At 72.9% G+C, this 15,802-nt stretch carries 14 protein-coding genes and 3 tRNA genes; 12 read left to right on the forward strand and 5 right to left on the reverse strand.

The features are described from left to right. Positions 1-16: 16 nt before the first annotated feature. A complete protein-coding gene (locus V2J63_RS01295) occupies positions 17-985 on the forward strand; it encodes a 1-phosphofructokinase family hexose kinase (RefSeq protein ID WP_331229166.1) in 969 nt (322 codons plus the stop codon). Between the two features lies 1 nt (position 986). Then, the gene (surE, locus tag V2J63_RS01300; protein WP_331229167.1) at positions 987-1,868 is read left to right on the forward strand and encodes a 5'/3'-nucleotidase SurE; all 882 of its coding nucleotides are present in this window, start codon (positions 987-989) and stop codon (positions 1,866-1,868) included. A 54-nt stretch (positions 1,869-1,922) separates the two neighbouring features. Here surE and V2J63_RS01305 read toward each other — a convergent pair whose 3' ends face one another. The 4 genes from V2J63_RS01305 to V2J63_RS01320 all read right to left on the reverse strand — a co-directional run bounded on the left by V2J63_RS01305 (position 1,923) and on the right by V2J63_RS01320 (position 4,112). After that, a complete protein-coding gene (locus tag V2J63_RS01305) occupies positions 1,923-2,495 on the reverse strand; it encodes a hypothetical protein (protein ID WP_331229168.1) in 573 nt (190 codons plus the stop codon). Further along, positions 2,492-2,755 (reverse strand): helix-turn-helix transcriptional regulator, encoded by a 264-nt coding sequence (locus V2J63_RS01310; protein ID WP_331229169.1) that lies wholly within the window; start codon positions 2,753-2,755, stop codon positions 2,492-2,494. The genes V2J63_RS01305 and V2J63_RS01310 overlap by 4 nt, the downstream gene beginning before the upstream one ends. An 86-nt stretch (positions 2,756-2,841) precedes the next feature. Beyond that, on the reverse strand, positions 2,842-3,756 hold the full coding sequence (locus V2J63_RS01315; protein WP_331229170.1) for a cation diffusion facilitator family transporter: 915 nt from the start codon (positions 3,754-3,756) through the stop codon (positions 2,842-2,844). Further along, entirely contained in the window at positions 3,753-4,112 is a 360-nt protein-coding gene (locus tag V2J63_RS01320; protein WP_331229171.1) for a metallopeptidase family protein, read from the reverse strand. Before V2J63_RS01320 ends, V2J63_RS01315 begins: the two co-directional genes overlap by 4 nt. Positions 4,113-4,322: 210 nt before the next feature. Between V2J63_RS01320 and V2J63_RS01325 the strand changes: the two genes are divergently transcribed. The 10 genes from V2J63_RS01325 (at position 4,323) to V2J63_RS01370 (ending at position 12,140) form a co-directional block, all read left to right on the forward strand. Then, positions 4,323-4,395, forward strand: a tRNA-Glu gene (locus tag V2J63_RS01325). Between the two features lie 26 nt (positions 4,396-4,421). Further along, a tRNA-Asp gene (locus V2J63_RS01330) sits at positions 4,422-4,495 on the forward strand. Between the two features lie 39 nt (positions 4,496-4,534). Beyond that, positions 4,535-4,607 (forward strand) — tRNA-Phe (locus V2J63_RS01335). Positions 4,608-4,952: 345 nt separating this feature from the next. After that, positions 4,953-6,308 carry an adenylosuccinate lyase gene (purB, locus tag V2J63_RS01340; RefSeq protein ID WP_331229172.1) on the forward strand — a complete coding sequence of 452 codons (1,356 nt, stop codon included), beginning with the start codon at positions 4,953-4,955 and terminating at the stop codon, positions 6,306-6,308. Beyond that, complete coding sequence (locus V2J63_RS01345; RefSeq protein ID WP_331229173.1) at positions 6,309-6,854, forward strand: GNAT family N-acetyltransferase; 546 nt, start codon at positions 6,309-6,311, stop codon at positions 6,852-6,854. Then, positions 6,851-7,696, forward strand: coding sequence for a transporter substrate-binding domain-containing protein (locus tag V2J63_RS01350; protein WP_331229174.1), 846 nt, complete (start codon positions 6,851-6,853; stop codon positions 7,694-7,696). Before V2J63_RS01345 ends, V2J63_RS01350 begins: the two co-directional genes overlap by 4 nt. A gap of 116 nt (positions 7,697-7,812) precedes the next feature. After that, a complete protein-coding gene (locus V2J63_RS01355) occupies positions 7,813-8,484 on the forward strand; it encodes an amino acid ABC transporter permease (protein WP_331229175.1) in 672 nt (223 codons plus the stop codon). Between the two features lie 8 nt (positions 8,485-8,492). Beyond that, positions 8,493-9,317: an amino acid ABC transporter ATP-binding protein gene (locus V2J63_RS01360; protein ID WP_491062053.1), complete on the forward strand. Its 825-nt coding sequence runs from the start codon at positions 8,493-8,495 to the stop codon at positions 9,315-9,317. Next, a complete protein-coding gene (locus V2J63_RS01365) occupies positions 9,298-10,758 on the forward strand; it encodes an MmgE/PrpD family protein (protein ID WP_331229177.1) in 1,461 nt (486 codons plus the stop codon). The genes V2J63_RS01360 and V2J63_RS01365 overlap by 20 nt, the downstream gene beginning before the upstream one ends. Positions 10,759-10,799: 41 nt before the next feature. After that, a complete protein-coding gene (locus V2J63_RS01370) occupies positions 10,800-12,140 on the forward strand; it encodes a M20/M25/M40 family metallo-hydrolase (protein WP_331229178.1) in 1,341 nt (446 codons plus the stop codon). 112 nt (positions 12,141-12,252) lie between these two features. Here the strand turns inward: V2J63_RS01370 and V2J63_RS01375 are convergent, their stop codons facing one another. Further along, entirely contained in the window at positions 12,253-15,777 is a 3,525-nt protein-coding gene (locus V2J63_RS01375) for a family 78 glycoside hydrolase catalytic domain (RefSeq protein WP_331229179.1), read from the reverse strand. Positions 15,778-15,802: the final 25 nt, after the last annotated feature.

Genomic DNA, 15,802 nt, shown 5'->3' on the forward strand with positions numbered 1-15,802 from the left:
CGCCTAGGCTCCCGTCATGGAGCACTCCGGCGCCACCGGCCGCACGCGGCCACGCATCTGCGTCCTCACGCCCACCCCGCTGCTCATGGTCGAGGTCGAACCGCCCCACGACGTCGGTGACGCCCCGGCCACGGGCGCGGACATCCACCTCCATCCCGGCGGCCAGGGACTGTGGGTGGCCCGGATGGCCGTCTCGCTGGGGGCCGACGTCACCGTGTGCGGGCCGTTCGGCGGCGAGGTCGGGGCCGTGCTGGCCACGATGATGGCCGCGGAGAGCCTGACGGTCCGCTCGGTCACCTACGGCGCGGGCAACGGCGCCTACCTCCACGACCGGCGCGGCGGTGACCGGGAGACGCTCGCCCACATGGCACCGCCGTCCCTCACCCGCCACGAGCTCGACGACCTCTACGGCACCGTCCTCGTCGAGGCGCTCGAGTCCGACGTCCTCGTCGTCACGGGCGCCGAGCCGGAGCGCGTCGTACCGGCCAGCTTCTTCTCGCGGATAGTCCGTGACGTGCGCAGCGTGGGCAAGCCCGTCGTCGCCGACCTCTCCGGCGCTGCGGCGCGCGCGGCAGCCAGGGAGGGGCCTACCGTGCTCAAGATGAGCCACGAGGAGGTGTGCGCGGCGGGGCTGGCCCCGGACGACTCGATCGCGTCGCTCCGCGCCGCCGCCGAGGCGCTCGTCGCCGACGGCGTCGAGGCGATGGTCCTCTCCCGGGCGGGGGCGCCCGCCCTCCTCGTCCGCGCCGGCTCGGCCCGCCTCGTCGTCGGGCCCGTCGTCACCCCGCTCGACCACCGCGGTGCGGGGGACTCGATGACCGCCGGCATCGCCGTCGCGCTCGGGCGTGGCGCGGACGTCACCGACGCCGTCCGCCTCGGCGCCGCGGCCGGGGCCCTCAACGTCACCCGGCGCGGGCTCGGGACGGGGCGTCGCGAGCAGATCGAGCGTTTCGCGAACCGCATCGAGGTACAGGAGATCGAGTGACGTGCGCGTACTCATCACGAACGACGACGGCATCGACTCCCCCGGGCTGACGGTGCTCGCCAACGTGGCGCTCGCCGCCGGGTGCGAGGTGCTCGTCGCCGCTCCCCACCGCCAGTACTCCGGCGCGAGCGCGGCCCTGACGTCCCAGGAGGTGGACGGGCGGCTCGTCCTCGTCGACCGCCGCCCGCCGGGTGTCCCGGACCACGTCCGGTGCTTCGGTGTCAAGGCCGCGCCCGCCCTCATCGCCTTCGTCGCCTGCTACGGCGCGTTCGGCGAGCGCCCGGACCTCGTCCTCTCCGGCGTCAACCTCGGGGCCAACACCGGCCGCGCCACCCTCCACTCCGGCACGGTGGGCGCCGCGCTCTCCGCGGCGACCCAGGGGGTGCGGGCGATGGCCGTCTCGATCGCCTCCGGCAAGCCGCAGCACTGGCGCACCGCCGAGCTCGTCACCGCCCGCGCGTTCGAGTGGCTCGTGGACCAGCCCGAGGACGACGAGCGGGTGCTCAACATCAACGTGCCCGACATCCCCCCCGAGCAGCTCCGCGGACTGCGGTCGGCCAGGCTCGCGAGCTTCGGCGCCGTCCAGGCGCGGGTCCGGGAGAAGGGCAAGAACTACGTCATGCTCACGTACTCCGGCGTCAACGACCGGGACGAGCCGGGCTCGGACCACGACCTGCTCAGCCGGGGCTGGGCCACCGCGACCTTGCTGACGGCTCCCTACGACGACCCCCAGGGCACCGAGCTGCCGCACTTCACCCATGCCGGTGATGCCGGCGAGGTCGCCGTCGACGTCAGCGCCGGGACGGTCATGAGCACGGGCGACGACCGCCCGAGCGGCGAGATCGTCGACGAGGAGCCGGCCGGCGAGGACTCCCCGGAGTAGGCGCCACGCCCCCGGGCCGGTGCTGCGACCCCACCGCCGGGCGGGCGTCCTCCCTCAGTCCTCGAAGTCGTCGACCTCGTCCTCGAGCGGCTCCGTTGCGCGCGCTCGCTTGCGCGAGCCCCGTACCGAGAGCACCGCGGCGACGAGCCCGCCGCCGATGGCGCCGATGAGCCCGCCCCTGACCATCGACGCCCCGACGCCGTCGCTCCCGCCCGCCCCGAGGTCGATGTCCGGCACCGGGATGACGCCGTGCCCGGCCATGACCGTGTAGAGCATCGCCGCGCCGACGAGCACGATGCCACCGAACGTGACCACCGCGACCGTCACCTTCGTCCGCCGGTCCGCCAGGTCCGCCATGGCGGAGATGTCGACGTCGCGGCGTGAGGCGTACCACATGGCGACCCACGTGGGCGTCGCCATGACGAGGAGGAGGACCACCGGGAGGAGGACCTGGCCGAGGAGCGCCGCGACGAGGGCGGCGGCGAGGCTGACGTAGATCCCGATCGTGTTCCCGAACGTGCTCGCCTCCATGAAGACCGCGCGCTCGCGCTCGTCCCCGTAGGTGGGGCTGTCAGCACCCATGAGCCGGTCTGCCGCGCGGTCGAGCGCGCCCTTCGTGTTCTTCATCGTCCTGTCCCCTCTGCCGCGTCTGCCGTGCCCGTACCGTCCGCCCCGCCGAAGAGCTCCTCCACCGTCGCCCCGAGCGCGCGCGCGATGCGCAGCGCGAGGAAGACGGACGGCGCGTAGTCGCCCTGCTCGATCGCGATGACGGTCTGCCTGCTCACGCCCGCCGTCGCGGCGAGCTCCGCCTGGGTGACCTTCTGCGCCCGACGCCGCAGGCGGATGGGGCTCTGTGCCGCCGCTGTCGTGGCCTGTCGAGGAACCATGGTGCCGATGTTAGTGATCCTTGACATCAAACGTCAAGGAGCTTTGACATCTAGCGTCAAGGCGCCTTGACACCGCCCGGCGCGGCTCAGCGGTGGAGGCGTCGCTCGTCGCCCTCGTGCTCGGCCGGTTCGAGCTGGAGGGTCGAGTGGGTGACGTCGAAGTGTCCGCGCAGGCAGCCCTGGAGCGCATCGAGCACCTCGCAGAAGCGCTCCGGCGCGAGCACCGAGTCCTCGACGACCACGTGGGCGCTGACGACCGGCACGCCGGACGTGATGGTCCAGGCGTGGAAGTCGTGGACGGCTACGACGCCGGGCACCGCGGCCATGTGCTCGCGCACCGTCTCCACGGCCATGTCCTGCGGGGCCGCCTCGAGCAGGACGCGACCGACGTCGCGCAGGAGCATCGCGGCGCGCGGGACGATGAGGACGCCGATGGCGATCGAGGCGACGGCGTCGGCCGTGTGCCACCCGGTCAGGAGGATGACGACGCCCGCGACGATGACGGCGACCGAGCCGATGAGGTCGCCGAGCACCTCGAGGTAGGCGCCCCGCACGTTGAGGCTCGCGTCCCGTCCGGGCAGGAGGAGGCGCAGGCAGACGAGGTTCGCGAGAAGGCCGACGGCGGCCACGGCGAGCATGGCAGGCGCCTCGACGTCGGCGGGCCGGCCAAGGCGCCCGACCCCCTCGATGATGACGACGGCCCCGACGACGGCGAGGATGACGCCGTTGACGAGCGCCGCGAGGATCTCCGCTCGCTGCCAACCGAAGGTCCAGCGACCGCGTGCGGGCCGGGCGGCGAGCCACGTCGCGCCGAGCGCGATGGCGAGGGCTGCCGAGTCGGAGAGCATGTGCCCGGCGTCGGCGAGCAGCGCCAGCGAACCGGTGAGGAGCCCCCCGACCAGCTCGACGACCATGACGCCGGCGGTGATGACAAGCGCGGCGACGAGCCGCGAGCGGTGCACGGCCCCGGCGGTGCCGTGGTGCCCGTGCGTGGCGCTCATGCCCAGCCGAGCTCGTGCAGACGGTCGTCGTCGATGCCGAAGTGATGGGCGATCTCGTGGACGACCGTGATCGCGACCTCCTCGGCGACGTCCTGCGCGTCCTCGCACATCCGCAGCGTCGGGCCCCGGAAGATCGTGATCCGGTCAGGGAGGGAGCCGGCCGCCCACCACGAGTCGCGCTCGGTGAGCGGGGTGCCCTCGTACAGCCCGAGGAGGTCCGGGTCCCCCGCGTCCGCGGGGGGCTCGTCCTCGACGAGGATGACGACGTTGTCCATCTGCGCGGTCAGCTCGGGCGGGACGAGGTCGAGCCCGTCGCTCACCGCCTCGTCGAAGTCCCGCGCGGACATCTCCACCATGCGCCCATCCTCCCCCACCCCGACGGCGGCCCTGGCCCCCTGTCCACGCGCGGCGGGCGGCCGGTCCGACGGCCCCGCGAGACCACCACGGAGGCCGCTCGGAGCCGGACGTGTCGTAGGGCACACGGAGCGACTTTGCCCCGGAGGCCTTCTTGCCCATATGCTTACCGAGGTCTTGGGGCGCCTCGGCGTCACGGGCGTCCTGTACGGGCCCCCATCGTCTAGCGGCCTAGGACCCCGCCCTTTCACGGCGGTAGCACGGGTTCGAATCCCGTTGGGGGTACGAACAGCAGCACGGCTTCACTACGAGGCCCCGTAGCGCAGTTGGTTAGCGCGCCGCCCTGTCACGGCGGAGGTCGCGGGTTCAAGTCCCGTCGGGGTCGCGACGAAGGCCCGGTCATCTGACCGGGCCTTCGCTGCCAGGCTCTGTAGCTCAGTTGGTAGAGCGTTCGACTGAAAATCGAAAGGTCACCGGATCGACGCCGGTCGGAGCCACTCCCAGGAACGCCGCAGGCCACAGGCTTGCGGCGTTCTTCCTTGTCCAGCCGCTGCCGGCCGCAGGCCGAGGCGCCGCCGCCCCGCAGCCCCTGCCACGGGTCCAGCCACCGCCTCCTGCGCCTGCCCGCCCGGCGACGGCCGGCCCAGGCCGAGGCGACCACGAGACTGCCGTCTCACATGGCGAGCGAACCCGCTCCGCGGAATACCGAGGGCAGGAGCCGCCGTTACGCTCCACGAGCCCGGTCGGAGCCCCCGCGTGCCCAGCACGCGGACGGCGCGCTCGCCCACGTCGTAGCAGCCGCAGAGCCGGCCCACGCCCCGCACGCAGCAGAGAGGTCCCCCATGCCTTCGCACGTCGTCGACATGCGCACGATCGGCAACAGCTTCGGCACGCCGGAGATGCGGGCGGTGTGGGACGAGCGCAACCGGCTCCAGAAGCAGCTCGACGTCGAGGGTGCCCTCGCCCGCGCCGAGGCGGCGCTCGGGATCATCCCCGCCGCCGCGGCCGAGTCGATCAGCCACGCCGCCACGGCCGAGACCCTCGACATCGACGCGCTCGCCGCGGAGGGGGCGCGCACCATGCACTCCCTCAACGCCACCGTGAGCGCGCTCCAGCAGGCCGCCGGCGAGGACGGCGAGTGGGTCCACTACGGGGTGACCACCCAGGACGTCGTCGACACGGGCACCATCCTGCAGGTCCGTGAGGGGCTCGACCTCATCCAGCGCGACACGCTCGCCGTGGCCCGCGCCCTCAAGACGCTCGCCGTCGAGCACCGCGACACCCCCATGACCGCGCGCACCCACGCCGTCCAGGCGCTCCCGACGACGTTCGGCTTCAAGGTCGCCGTCTGGCTCGACGAGTTCATCCGCCACACCGAGCGGCTCGGCGCCGTCCGGGAACGGGTGCTCACGGGCAACATCAACGGTGCCGTCGGCACGTACGCCGCCTTCGGCGAGCAGGGTCCTGAGGTGGAGCGCGCGACGCTCGACCTCCTCGGCCTCGCCTCCCCCAACATCTCCTGGCAGTCGGCGCGCGACCGCTTCTCCGAGTACGCCGCCGTCCTCACGCTCGTCTCCGGCAGCCTCGGCAAGATCGCCAACGAGCTGACCAACCTCATGCGCACGGAGATCGGCGAGGTCGAGGAGCCCTTCGCGGCGGGCAAGATCGGCTCGACGACGATGCCCCACAAGCGCAACCCCGCCCTCCTCGAGGGCGTCGCCGCGCTGACGAACCCCATGAAGCACGCCATGGGCCTCACGTTCGACTCCATGCACACGATCCACGAGCGCGACGCGATGAGCTGGCGCGCGGAGTGGATCTCCCTGCCCGAGCTCCACCTCTACCTCTCGGCCCAGCTCGCGACGATGGCGCGGATCCTGCCCGGCCTCGTCGTCAACACCGGCGCGATGGCTCGCAACCTCCACCTCCAGGGCGGCCTGCTCCTGTCGGAGAAGGTCATGTTCGAGATCGGCCGGGTGCTGGGCAAGCAGACCGCCCACCACATCGTCTACGAGGCGTCGATGACCGCCGTCGAGACGGGCCGGCCCCTCCTCGACGTCCTGCGCGAGGACGAGCGCCTCGCCGGCAGGGTCGGCGCCGAGGAGATCGCGAACTGGCTCGACCCGCTGCAGTACCTCGGTGCCGCCCCGGTAACCGTGGACCGGGTCGTCGCCGCTGCCGAGCAGGCGGGCATCTGAGTGGGCCGCCCCTCCGTCCGCACCGCCACGGTGCGCGACCTCGACGCCTACGCCGCGCTCGTCTCGGGCGCGTACGCGGACATCCGTGAGCTCGGGATCAACTTCGCCGCCGCGCACGCCGACCGCAACCAGATCGAGCAGCACCTGAGCGACAACGTCGCCTACGTCCTCGAGGACGACGGCGAGCTCCTCGCCACCGTCTCCGTGCGCTACCCGTGGGGCCCCAACCCCGGCCCGTACGGCCTGCCGCACCTCGGCTGGATCGCGACCGCGCCCGCCCACAAGCGGCAGGGGCACGCCCAGCACCTCATCGACCACGTCGAGCGCGACGTCATGCGCGAGCAGGTGCACGCTCCCGCCGTCAGCCTGGGCACCGCGGAGCACCACCCGTGGCTCACCGCCATGTACGCCCGCCTCGGCTACGTCGAGTCGGGGCGCACCGACCTCGGCCACGGCCACATCACCGTCTACCTCACGAAGGTGCTCGACGCAGCCGCGTACGAGCGTTTCCAGCACCGCACCGCTAGCCCGAAGGACCCCTCATGAAGCGCACCACCCTGCTCACCGCCGTCACGGCGGCCGCCCTCGCCACCGTCCTGGCCGGGTGCTCGGGCTCCTCCCCCGAGACCGAGGAGACGGCCGCCGGCGCCACCGCCACCGCCGACGAGGGCCGCGTGCTCCGCGTCGGCTCGACCGGCCAGAGCTACCCCAACAGCTACCAGGAGGACGGCGAGCTCATCGGGTTCGACGTCGAGGTCATCGAGACCGCCGCCGCGAACCTCGGGTGGGAGGTCGAGTGGACCAACACCGACTTCGCCGGCCTCATGGGCCAGCTCGAGGCGGGCCGTCTCGACACCGTCGCCAACGCCGTGGCCATCACGGCCGAGCGCGCGGAGGTCTACGACTTCACCGACCCCTACGCGTACTACGGCGCGCAGATCGTCACGAACGAGGCCAACGCGGACATCAACACGCTCGACGACGTCGCCGGCCTCACCATCGCCGGGGTCCTCGGCTCGAACAACGTCATCAACCTCGAGAGCTGGGCCGCCGAGACCGGCACCGAGATCGAGGTCCGCACGTACGAGACCCGCGACGGCGCGATGCAGGACATCATCAACAACCGCGTCGAGGGCTACATCAACTCCCGCCCGATCCTCCTCGCCGAGATCGAGCGCACCGATGCCCCGGTGAAGATGGTCGGCGAGCCGATCGCCTGGGAGGGCGTCGGCTTCCCGTTCAGCCCCGAGGGCGAGGGTGCCGAGCTGCTCGCCGCGATCAACGAGCAGGTCACCGTCATGCGCGGGGACGGCACGCTGACCGAGCTGTCCGAGAAGTACTTCGGCGAGGACATCACGGCCGAGCCGGCCGAGCTGGCCGCCCAGTAGGCGCGGGGGCGCCCGTCCGCCACGGGCGGGCGGGCGCACCCGAGGTGTGACGGATGATGGATGGACGAGCGGCGCCGAGCGGGGCCGCGCGCGGAACGTACGAGAAGGGGTGAGCGGTGAACGTCGACATGACGTACATGCTCGAGGTCCTGCCACAGGTCCTCGCCTACCTGCCGATCACCCTCGTCCTGGCCGTCGTGTCGATGGCTTTCGCGCTCGTCATCGCACTCTTCCTGGCGATCCTGCGGTTCACGAGGATCCCGGTGCTCAACCAGATGGCGATGGCGTACATCTCGCTCTTCCGAGGGATCCCGACCCTCGTCCAGCTCTTCATCATCTACTACGGGCTCCCGCAGGTCTTCCCCGTCATGTCGACGATGGACGCGATGACGGCGGCCATCATCGGGTTCAGCCTCAAGAACGCCGCCTACCTGGCGGAGATCTTCCGGGCGGCGCTGACGTCGGTGGACCGCGGGCAGTACGAGGCCGGCCTCGCGGTCGGCATGACGAAGGCGCAGATCTACCGCCGGTTCATCCTCCCGCAGGCCGCGTACAACGCCCTGCCGGCGACGGGCAACATCTTCATCTCCCTCATCAAGGAGACGTCGCTCGCCTTCACCCTCGGGCTCACGGAGATGTTCGCCGAGGCGAAGATCATCGCCTCCGCCTCCTTCCGCTTCTTCGAGACCTACCTCGTCGTCGGCCTCATCTACTGGGCCCTCGTCGTCGTCTACTCCTGGCTGCAGCAGCGCCTGGAGACGTTCCTCGGCCGGGCCTACCGGAGGTGAGCCGCATGATGATCGACGTCCGCGGGCTGCGGAAGAGCTTCGGCACCAACCTCGTCCTCGACGGGGTCGACCTCCAGGTCGAGGAGGGCGAGGTCGTCGCCGTCATCGGCCCCTCGGGCTCGGGCAAGTCCACGCTCCTGCGCTGCCTCAACCTCCTCGAGGAGCCCGACGGCGGCACGATCACGATCAACGACGTCACCGTCAACCCGCCCAGGTTCAGCGCCAAGCAGGCCTACGCCCTGCGCCAGCAGACGGCGATGGTGTTCCAGAACTACAACCTGTTCCGGAACAAGACGGCGCTGCGCAACGTCACCGAGGCGCTCGTCGTCGGGAAGAAGATGTCCCGCGCCGAGGCCGACGTCCAGGGCCGCCGCCTCCTCACCCGCGTGGGCCTGAGCGAGGAGACCATCCAGCAGTACCCCGTCACCCTCTCCGGCGGGCAGCAGCAGCGGGTCTCCATCGCCCGCGCGCTCGCGGTGCGGCCCAAGGCGATCCTCCTCGACGAGCCGACGTCGGCCCTCGACCCCGAGCTCGTCAACGAGGTCCTCGCCGTCATCCGCACGCTGGCGCTCGAGCACACGACGATGGTCATCGTCACCCACGAGATGAGCTTCGCGGCCGAGGTGGCGGACAAGGTCGTCTTCATGGACGAGGGCGTCGTCGTCGAGGCGGGCAGCCCGGAGCAGGTCCTCGCCAACCCCCGCCAGGACCGCACCCGGCGCTTCCTCCGCGAGATCGGCTCCGGCTCCGAGCGGCGGCCCCGGCCCGAACCACCCGCCGACGACGACGACGGCGACGACTCCACGCGCGCCCTTGAGATCCCCCTCGGCTGACTGGCGGGCGCTGACCGCCACCGTCCTCGGCGCCCGTCCGCTCGACGACCCGCGCGTCGCGCCTGCCGCGCAGGCGGCGGTCGAGGACTTCCTCGCGTCCTCGCTCATGGCCCGTCATGACCCCGCGGTCACCCGGCTGCTCGACCATGCCCGCGCCCAGGGAGTGCCGGCCCGGCCGCGCACCGTCGTCGGTCACGGTGACGGCGCGTCCGCAGCCCTCGCCGCGCTCGTCGGAGGGTTCCAGGCGCACCTGCTCGACGTCGACGACACCCACGCCCACGTCCGGGGGCACCCCTCGGCGGTGCTCCTGCCGGCGCTGCTCGCCGTGGCCGAGGACGGCACGGACGGCCGGCGCCTCCTCGCGGCGTACGCCGTCGGCGTCGAGGTCATGGCGCGGCTCGGCCGGCTCCTCGGGCCGGCGCACTACGAGGCCGGCTGGCACACGACCGGCACCGCCGGCCCGCTCGCCGGGGCGTTCGCGTGCAGCCACCTCCTCGGCCTCGACGTCGAGCAGACCGCCACGGCGGTCAGCCTCGCCGCCTCGCAAGCAGGCGGCATCCGCGCCCAGTTCGGCACGCAGGCCAAGCCCCTCCAGGCGGGCCTCGCCTCCCAGTCCGCCGTCCAGGCGACCGGCCTCGCCCGCGCCGGGGTCGAGGCCAACCCGGACTTCCTCGAACCGAGCACGGGGTTCCTCGCCGCCCACGGCGTGGGCGACGACCTCGCCGAGCTCACCGACGGCTGGGGCACGTCGTGGCGCGTCGTCGACCCCGGCCTGTGGATGAAGCGGTACCCGTTCTGCTCCGCCGCCATGTCCGCCTCCGACGCCGCCGCCGAGGTCGCGGCCGCGCTCGCCCGCCAGGTGACGGACAGCGGCGCGCCCGCGCCCGATGGACCGGCCGGCGGCACCCCCGCGAACGGCGCTCCGACCGCGATCGACCGCGGTGCGGGCATCGAGCGCGTCGCCGTGCGCGTGCGCCCCGGCGCGGACACCGCGCTGCGCCACACCCGGCCCCGGACCGGGGAGGAGGGGCGGTTCAGCGCCGAGTACGTCGTCGCCCTCCACCTCGCGGGCTACGAGCCCACCCTCGAGCACTTCACGCCTGCCCCGCCCGCCCCCGAGGTCGCGCGCCTCGTCGAGCGCACCACCCGCGAGCACGTCCCCGCGGGTCCCGAGGACGCCGCCCTCCGCGCCGGGGAGCGGAGCTTCTGGGCCGAGGTCGTCGTCACCCTCGCCGGCGGGCGCGAGGTGCGCGCCGCCGTCGAGCACCCCCTCGGCAGCCCGCGCAACCCCCTCGGCGGTGGCGCGCGTCGTGCCAAGCTCGTCGACGCCACGGGCAGCGAGGTCGCCGCTGCCGCCGTGCGCGCCGCCGTGGCGGCGCTGCCGACCGGGACGGTAGGTAGCCTCGTGGGGACGGTGCGTGACGCCGTCGCCCCCGGCTGATGACCTCAGACCAGACCCGCCCGACACCAGGAGAGCCGCACATGACCCCCGTGAGCCAGGACGCCATCACCCTCATCGAGGACGAGGCGGTCCGCTTCACCCAAGAGCTCATCCGGATCGACTCGACGAACTACGGGGACGGCACGGGCCCGGGTGAGCGCGCGGCCGCGGACTACGTCGTCGGCCTGCTCGAGGAGGTCGGGCTCGAGCCGGTCCTCATCGAGAGCGAGCCCGGCCGGGCCAACGTCATCGTCCGGCTCGAGGGCGCCGACCCCGAGCGTCCCGGCCTCGTCGTCCACGGCCACCTCGACGTCGTGCCCGCGAACGCCGAGGACTGGTCCGTCGACCCGTTCTCGGGCGAGATCCGCGACGGCATGATCTGGGGCCGCGGCGCCGTGGACATGAAGGACATGGACGCCATGGTCCTGGCGAACATCCGCCACCTCGTGCGCACCGGCACGAAGCCCCCGCGCGACATCGTCTTCGCGTTCTTCGCGGACGAGGAGGCGGGCGGCACGTGGGGGGCGCAGTGGCTCGTCACCCACCACCCGGAGCTCTTCGCCGGCTGCACCGAGGCGATCAGCGAGGTCGGTGGCTACTCCATCACCGTGCCGGACAAGGACACCGGGGAGCCGGTGCGCGCCTACCTCCTCCAGACCGCCGAGAAGGGCTTCGCGTGGATCCGCATCCGCGCGACCGGGCGCGCGGGGCACGGGTCGGTCCCCAACGACGAGAACGCCATCGTCCGCCTCGCCCGCGCGATCGACCGGATCGACGCCCACGAGTGGCCGCGCGAGTTCGTCGGGTCCGTGACCAAGCTCTTCGACGGGGTCACCGCCCTCACGGGGATCGCGCGCGACGACGAGCACATCGAGGAGTTCCTCCCGCTCATGGGCGGCGCGCGGGGCTTCGTCTCCGGCACGCTGCAGGACAGCGCGAACCTCACGATGCTGAGCGCCGGCTACAAGAACAACGTCATCCCGCAGTCCGCGGAGGCGGCCATCGACTGCCGCTTCCTCCCGGGCCACCAGGACCTCATGCTCGACACGATCCGCGAGCTCGCCGGGGAGCACGTCGAGCTCATCGTCGACAAGCTCGGCATCGCGCTCGACGCCCCCACGGAGACGGCGTTCGTCGAGAAGATGCGCGCGGCGATCCTCTCCGAGGACCCGGGCGCCCACCTCCTGCCGTACTGCCTCTCGGCCGGGACGGACAACAAGGCGCTCCGGCGCCTCGACATCGACGGCTACGGCTTCGCGCCGCTGCGCCTGCCGGCGGACCTCGACTTCTCGCCGCTCTTCCACGGCATCGACGAGCGCGTACCGGTCGACGGCGTGAAGTTCGGCGCACGGGTCCTGCGGCACCTCATCGAGACCTGCTGACGCCGGCCTCGCCACGCGGCGAGGTGGGACGGGGGCGTGCGCTGCGGCGCACGCCCCCGTCTCACTGCCTACCCGCCGTCCCGCGACCTGCCCGCGGGTGCGCGGTACGCGCTCACCCGCAGGCCCGGGCCGCGTGCGGCGCGGTCACCGCGGTGGCCGTCTCGCCCGTGCCCGTCGTCGCCGTGACCTCGCCCGCCGGCACGGACCCGAGCCGGGAGCTGAACGCGACCGACATCGACCGCTCCGGGGCCACCGTGACCGTCCGTGCGCCGTACGCGCCGGCGACGACGACGTCGGCGGGCTCGTCGGTGGCGTTCGCGACCCGGACCGTCTGGACGACCCGCCCGACGACGCAGCGCGTGTCCGCCTCGACCGTCAGCACCGTGCCGTCGACGACGTCGAACGTCGTCACCCCGGACCCGACCTCGAAGAGGGCGCGACCGTCCTCGACGCCGAGCGAGCGGACGCCGGGCCGGTCGACCGGCCCGTACGTCTCGTCCCCGCTCACCGGGATGGCGACCCGGGCCGTGACGTTGACGGGGATGTCGACCGTGAGGCGCATGCCGCCCTCGCGCCGCTCCCAGTCCACCCCGACCGGCCCGCGCTGGGTCGGCACGGTCCCCGCGGCGTGCTCGAGCGCCGAGTCCGGCGGCACGATGTCGACGACCGCCGCGCCGGGCGCCGCGGTCCGCACACCCAGGAGCGTCTGCTGGACGTCGACGAGCGCCTGCGCGCCCCAGCCGTGCGAGGCGCTGTTGGCTGAGCCGGACAGCTCCCACGACTCCCACGTGAAGGTCCCGCCCTGGGCGAGGATGTTCGCCCAGCCGTAGTCCTCGGCGTCGGTGAGGCGCGCGAGGACGGCGTCGTCGTCGCCCGCGTCGCTGAGGGCCTGGAGCAGCCAGTGGGCCGTCATCGGCCCCTGCCGCATCCCCATCCCGGCGATGTGCTCGGCGAGCGCCGGCAGATCCTCGGCGGGCGCGACGCCGTGCGCGATCGCGTAGGACGTCGAGTGCTGGCCCGCGTGGGTGCTCTGCCTGCCGTCGGCGGCGAGGCCGTCGACGTACACGCCGTCGAGGCGGCGCAGACGCTCGTTCATCGTGGCCGCCAGCGCGTCACCCGCCGCGCCGTAGCCCGCCGCCTCCTCGGTCTCGCCGAGCGCCTCGGCCATGCGTGCGACATCACGGAGGACGTCGACGCCCTGGGCGTTGATCGTCGTGCGCGCGGCGGCCGCCATGTCGTAGCCGAAGCGCCCGTGCTCCGGCCAGTCGACGATGCCGTACTGGTAGGCACCGCTCCCGCCGGTGAGCTGCGTGACGAGCCCGGCGGTCGGCCCCTCGGCGGGGATGTGCCGCAGGACGTAGTCCGCCGTCTGGCGCATGTACGGGTACGCCTCGGCGAGGAGCGCGCGGTCCCCCGTCTCGGTGTAGTAGCGCCACACGCCGTCGACGAACATGAGGGCGTAGTCGGGGATGTCCCGCTTGCCGTCACCGTTGGGGTAGACGGCGTTGTAGCGGCCGAGGTCGGCGCCTGAGCTCCAGAACCGGTCGGCGGAGTTGAGGAACTCCCGGATGCCCTGCTGGGTGTGGGCCCGCTCCCCGAACGCGCCCATCGTCGCGTAGGAGATGTCGACGAAGTCGCCGAGGAACTGGCCCTTCTCGCGGGTGGGGGTGTCGACGAACGCCTCCTGGACCGAGTAGAGCGCCGAGCGGACCATGAGGTCCCACACCTCGTCGAGGGTCTCGTCCGAGCTCGCGAACGTCGCGTGCTCGCGCTCCGGCATCTCGGTGTGGACGACGACGGCGGAGACGTCCTCGAGCGCGATGTCCTCCCCGGCGTCGGGGATCTCGAGGTAGCGGAACCCGAGGTGGGTGAAGGCGCGGAACTCCTGCGCGCCGTCCACCTGGGTGTACGGGAACGTCATGGTCGTGCCCTGCGTCGCGACGCCGGACGTGCTCACCCGCCCGTTGTCGGCGAGCTCGTAGCTGGCGCGCATGGGGACGACGCGCCCCTCGACGCCCTCGTCGAACTGGACGACCGGCCGGGCCGGGATGACGACCCCGAAGTCGGCGACGACGGTGCCGTCGTCGGCGACGAGGAGCTCGGCGGCGGGCACCTCGGTCTCCTCCATCCGCGTCAGCTGCCCCGTCAGCGCCGTGAAGGGGGCCGTCGGGTGCGTCCCGATGACGACGGCGTCGTCCCAGCCGGCGTCGTCGAAGCCGGTCGTCTCCCAGCCCTCGATGACGCGGGTGGCGTCGAGGTGCTCGATCCACTCGCCCTCACCGTTGCGGCGCCCCGCCTGGAGGTAGGGCCCCTCGGCGACCTTCCACGACCCGTCGCTGACGACGACCTGCTCGGTCCCGTCGGCGTACTCGACCTCGATCCGCACGAGGAGGCCCGGCTCGACCGCCGGGCGGCCCTGACCGGAGCCGTACCAGTGGAGGAGGGCGCCGACGGCGACGGTGTCCCTGCCGTCGAGGAGGTCGGTGACGTCTGTCGTCTGGTAGTAGTGCTCGCCCGGGTAGGCGAAGGACTGGCCCCGGTCGGCGCGCTCGCCGTCGATCCACAGCTCGTAGGTGTGGCTGCCCGCGACGTACGCGCGGGCGCGCACGACGTCGGCCGAGGCGAGGTCGACCTCGGTGCGGGCGAGCGTCCACTCGTCGGGCTGGCGGGCGGTGGAGACGTTCTCCCACGCGTCGAGCGTGCCGGAGAAGTCGTCCGTGAGGAGGGTGGTGCCGTCCGGTGCCTCGACGCGGACGTCGTCGAACTCCCCCACCTCGTTCGACGCCTCACGGAAGCCGACGGTGCCCGCGGCGAAGCGGGTGTCCGTCCGCTCGTCGACGAGCACGTCGTCGACGAAGGTGCGGATGAGCGACCCCTCGACCTCGATCCGGAGCCGGTAGTCCTGCCCGTTGGCGACGGTGAGCGGGACCGTCGCCAACGCGGTGAAGCTGCCGTCGACGAGCACGTGCGGCCGCAGCCCGGAGCCGGCGGTCAGCTGCCACATGTAACCGTTGCGGCGGTCGGGGCTGCGGAACATGACGCCCGCTCCGCGGGTCGTCGGGCGGACGGTCACCTCGTAGGTGTAGTCGGTCCAGTCGCGGCCGGTGCGGGCGAGCGTGACGTCGCCCCCGGTGACGCGGGCCCGGCCGGCAGTGACGCTCATCGGCCCGGGGCCGCCCGGCGCGCGGCGGATCCACTGCGCGGGCGCCCATGCCTCGTCCGGGAGGCCCGTGTCGAAGGCGCCCGTGGCCAGCGGAGAGGCCTGGTCCGTCCTGTCCCACGTCCGCACCGACCACTCGTACGTCGTGCCCGGCGCGAGGTCGGGGCCGTCGTAGCCGACGAACGCCTGCTCGGCGGAGGCGACCTTGCCGCTGTCCCAGACAGCCTCGTCGGCCCCCGCCTCGCGGACCTCTATCCGGTAGGCGGTCTGGACCTCGTCGAGGTCCTCGTCCTGAGGGAGCCACGCGAAGAACGGGTCCCCCTCGACGCCGCGCGGGTGCTCGCGGCTGTTGACGGTGAGGCCCGTGGGGGCGTCGGGCGCGTGCTCCTCGTCGGCGGCCGCGCCGGGTACGACGCTCGCGCTCAGCGCGAGCGTCGCTGCGGCCGCCACGCTCACGCGGCGGGTTCTCGTGCTCATGTCACTCCTCCGGGTCGTGGATAAC

The organism is Georgenia wangjunii (assembly GCF_036421975.1).
GTDB lineage: Bacteria > Actinomycetota > Actinomycetes > Actinomycetales > Actinomycetaceae > Georgenia_A > Georgenia_A wangjunii.

Coding starts and splice junctions, on each gene's coding strand:
- V2J63_RS01370 (WP_331229178.1), top strand. CDS start 10,800: ATGACCCCCGTGAGCCAGGACGCCATCACCCTCATCGAGGACGAGGCG.
- V2J63_RS01320 (WP_331229171.1), bottom strand. CDS start 4,112: ATGGTGGAGATGTCCGCGCGGGACTTCGACGAGGCGGTGAGCGACGGG.
- V2J63_RS01375 (WP_331229179.1), bottom strand. CDS start 15,777: ATGAGCACGAGAACCCGCCGCGTGAGCGTGGCGGCCGCAGCGACGCTC.
- purB (WP_331229172.1), top strand. CDS start 4,953: ATGCCTTCGCACGTCGTCGACATGCGCACGATCGGCAACAGCTTCGGC.
- V2J63_RS01295 (WP_331229166.1), top strand. CDS start 17: ATGGAGCACTCCGGCGCCACCGGCCGCACGCGGCCACGCATCTGCGTC.
- V2J63_RS01310 (WP_331229169.1), bottom strand. CDS start 2,755: ATGGTTCCTCGACAGGCCACGACAGCGGCGGCACAGAGCCCCATCCGC.
- V2J63_RS01360 (WP_491062053.1), top strand. CDS start 8,493: ATGATCGACGTCCGCGGGCTGCGGAAGAGCTTCGGCACCAACCTCGTC.
- V2J63_RS01350 (WP_331229174.1), top strand. CDS start 6,851: ATGAAGCGCACCACCCTGCTCACCGCCGTCACGGCGGCCGCCCTCGCC.
- V2J63_RS01305 (WP_331229168.1), bottom strand. CDS start 2,495: ATGAAGAACACGAAGGGCGCGCTCGACCGCGCGGCAGACCGGCTCATG.
- V2J63_RS01315 (WP_331229170.1), bottom strand. CDS start 3,756: ATGAGCGCCACGCACGGGCACCACGGCACCGCCGGGGCCGTGCACCGC.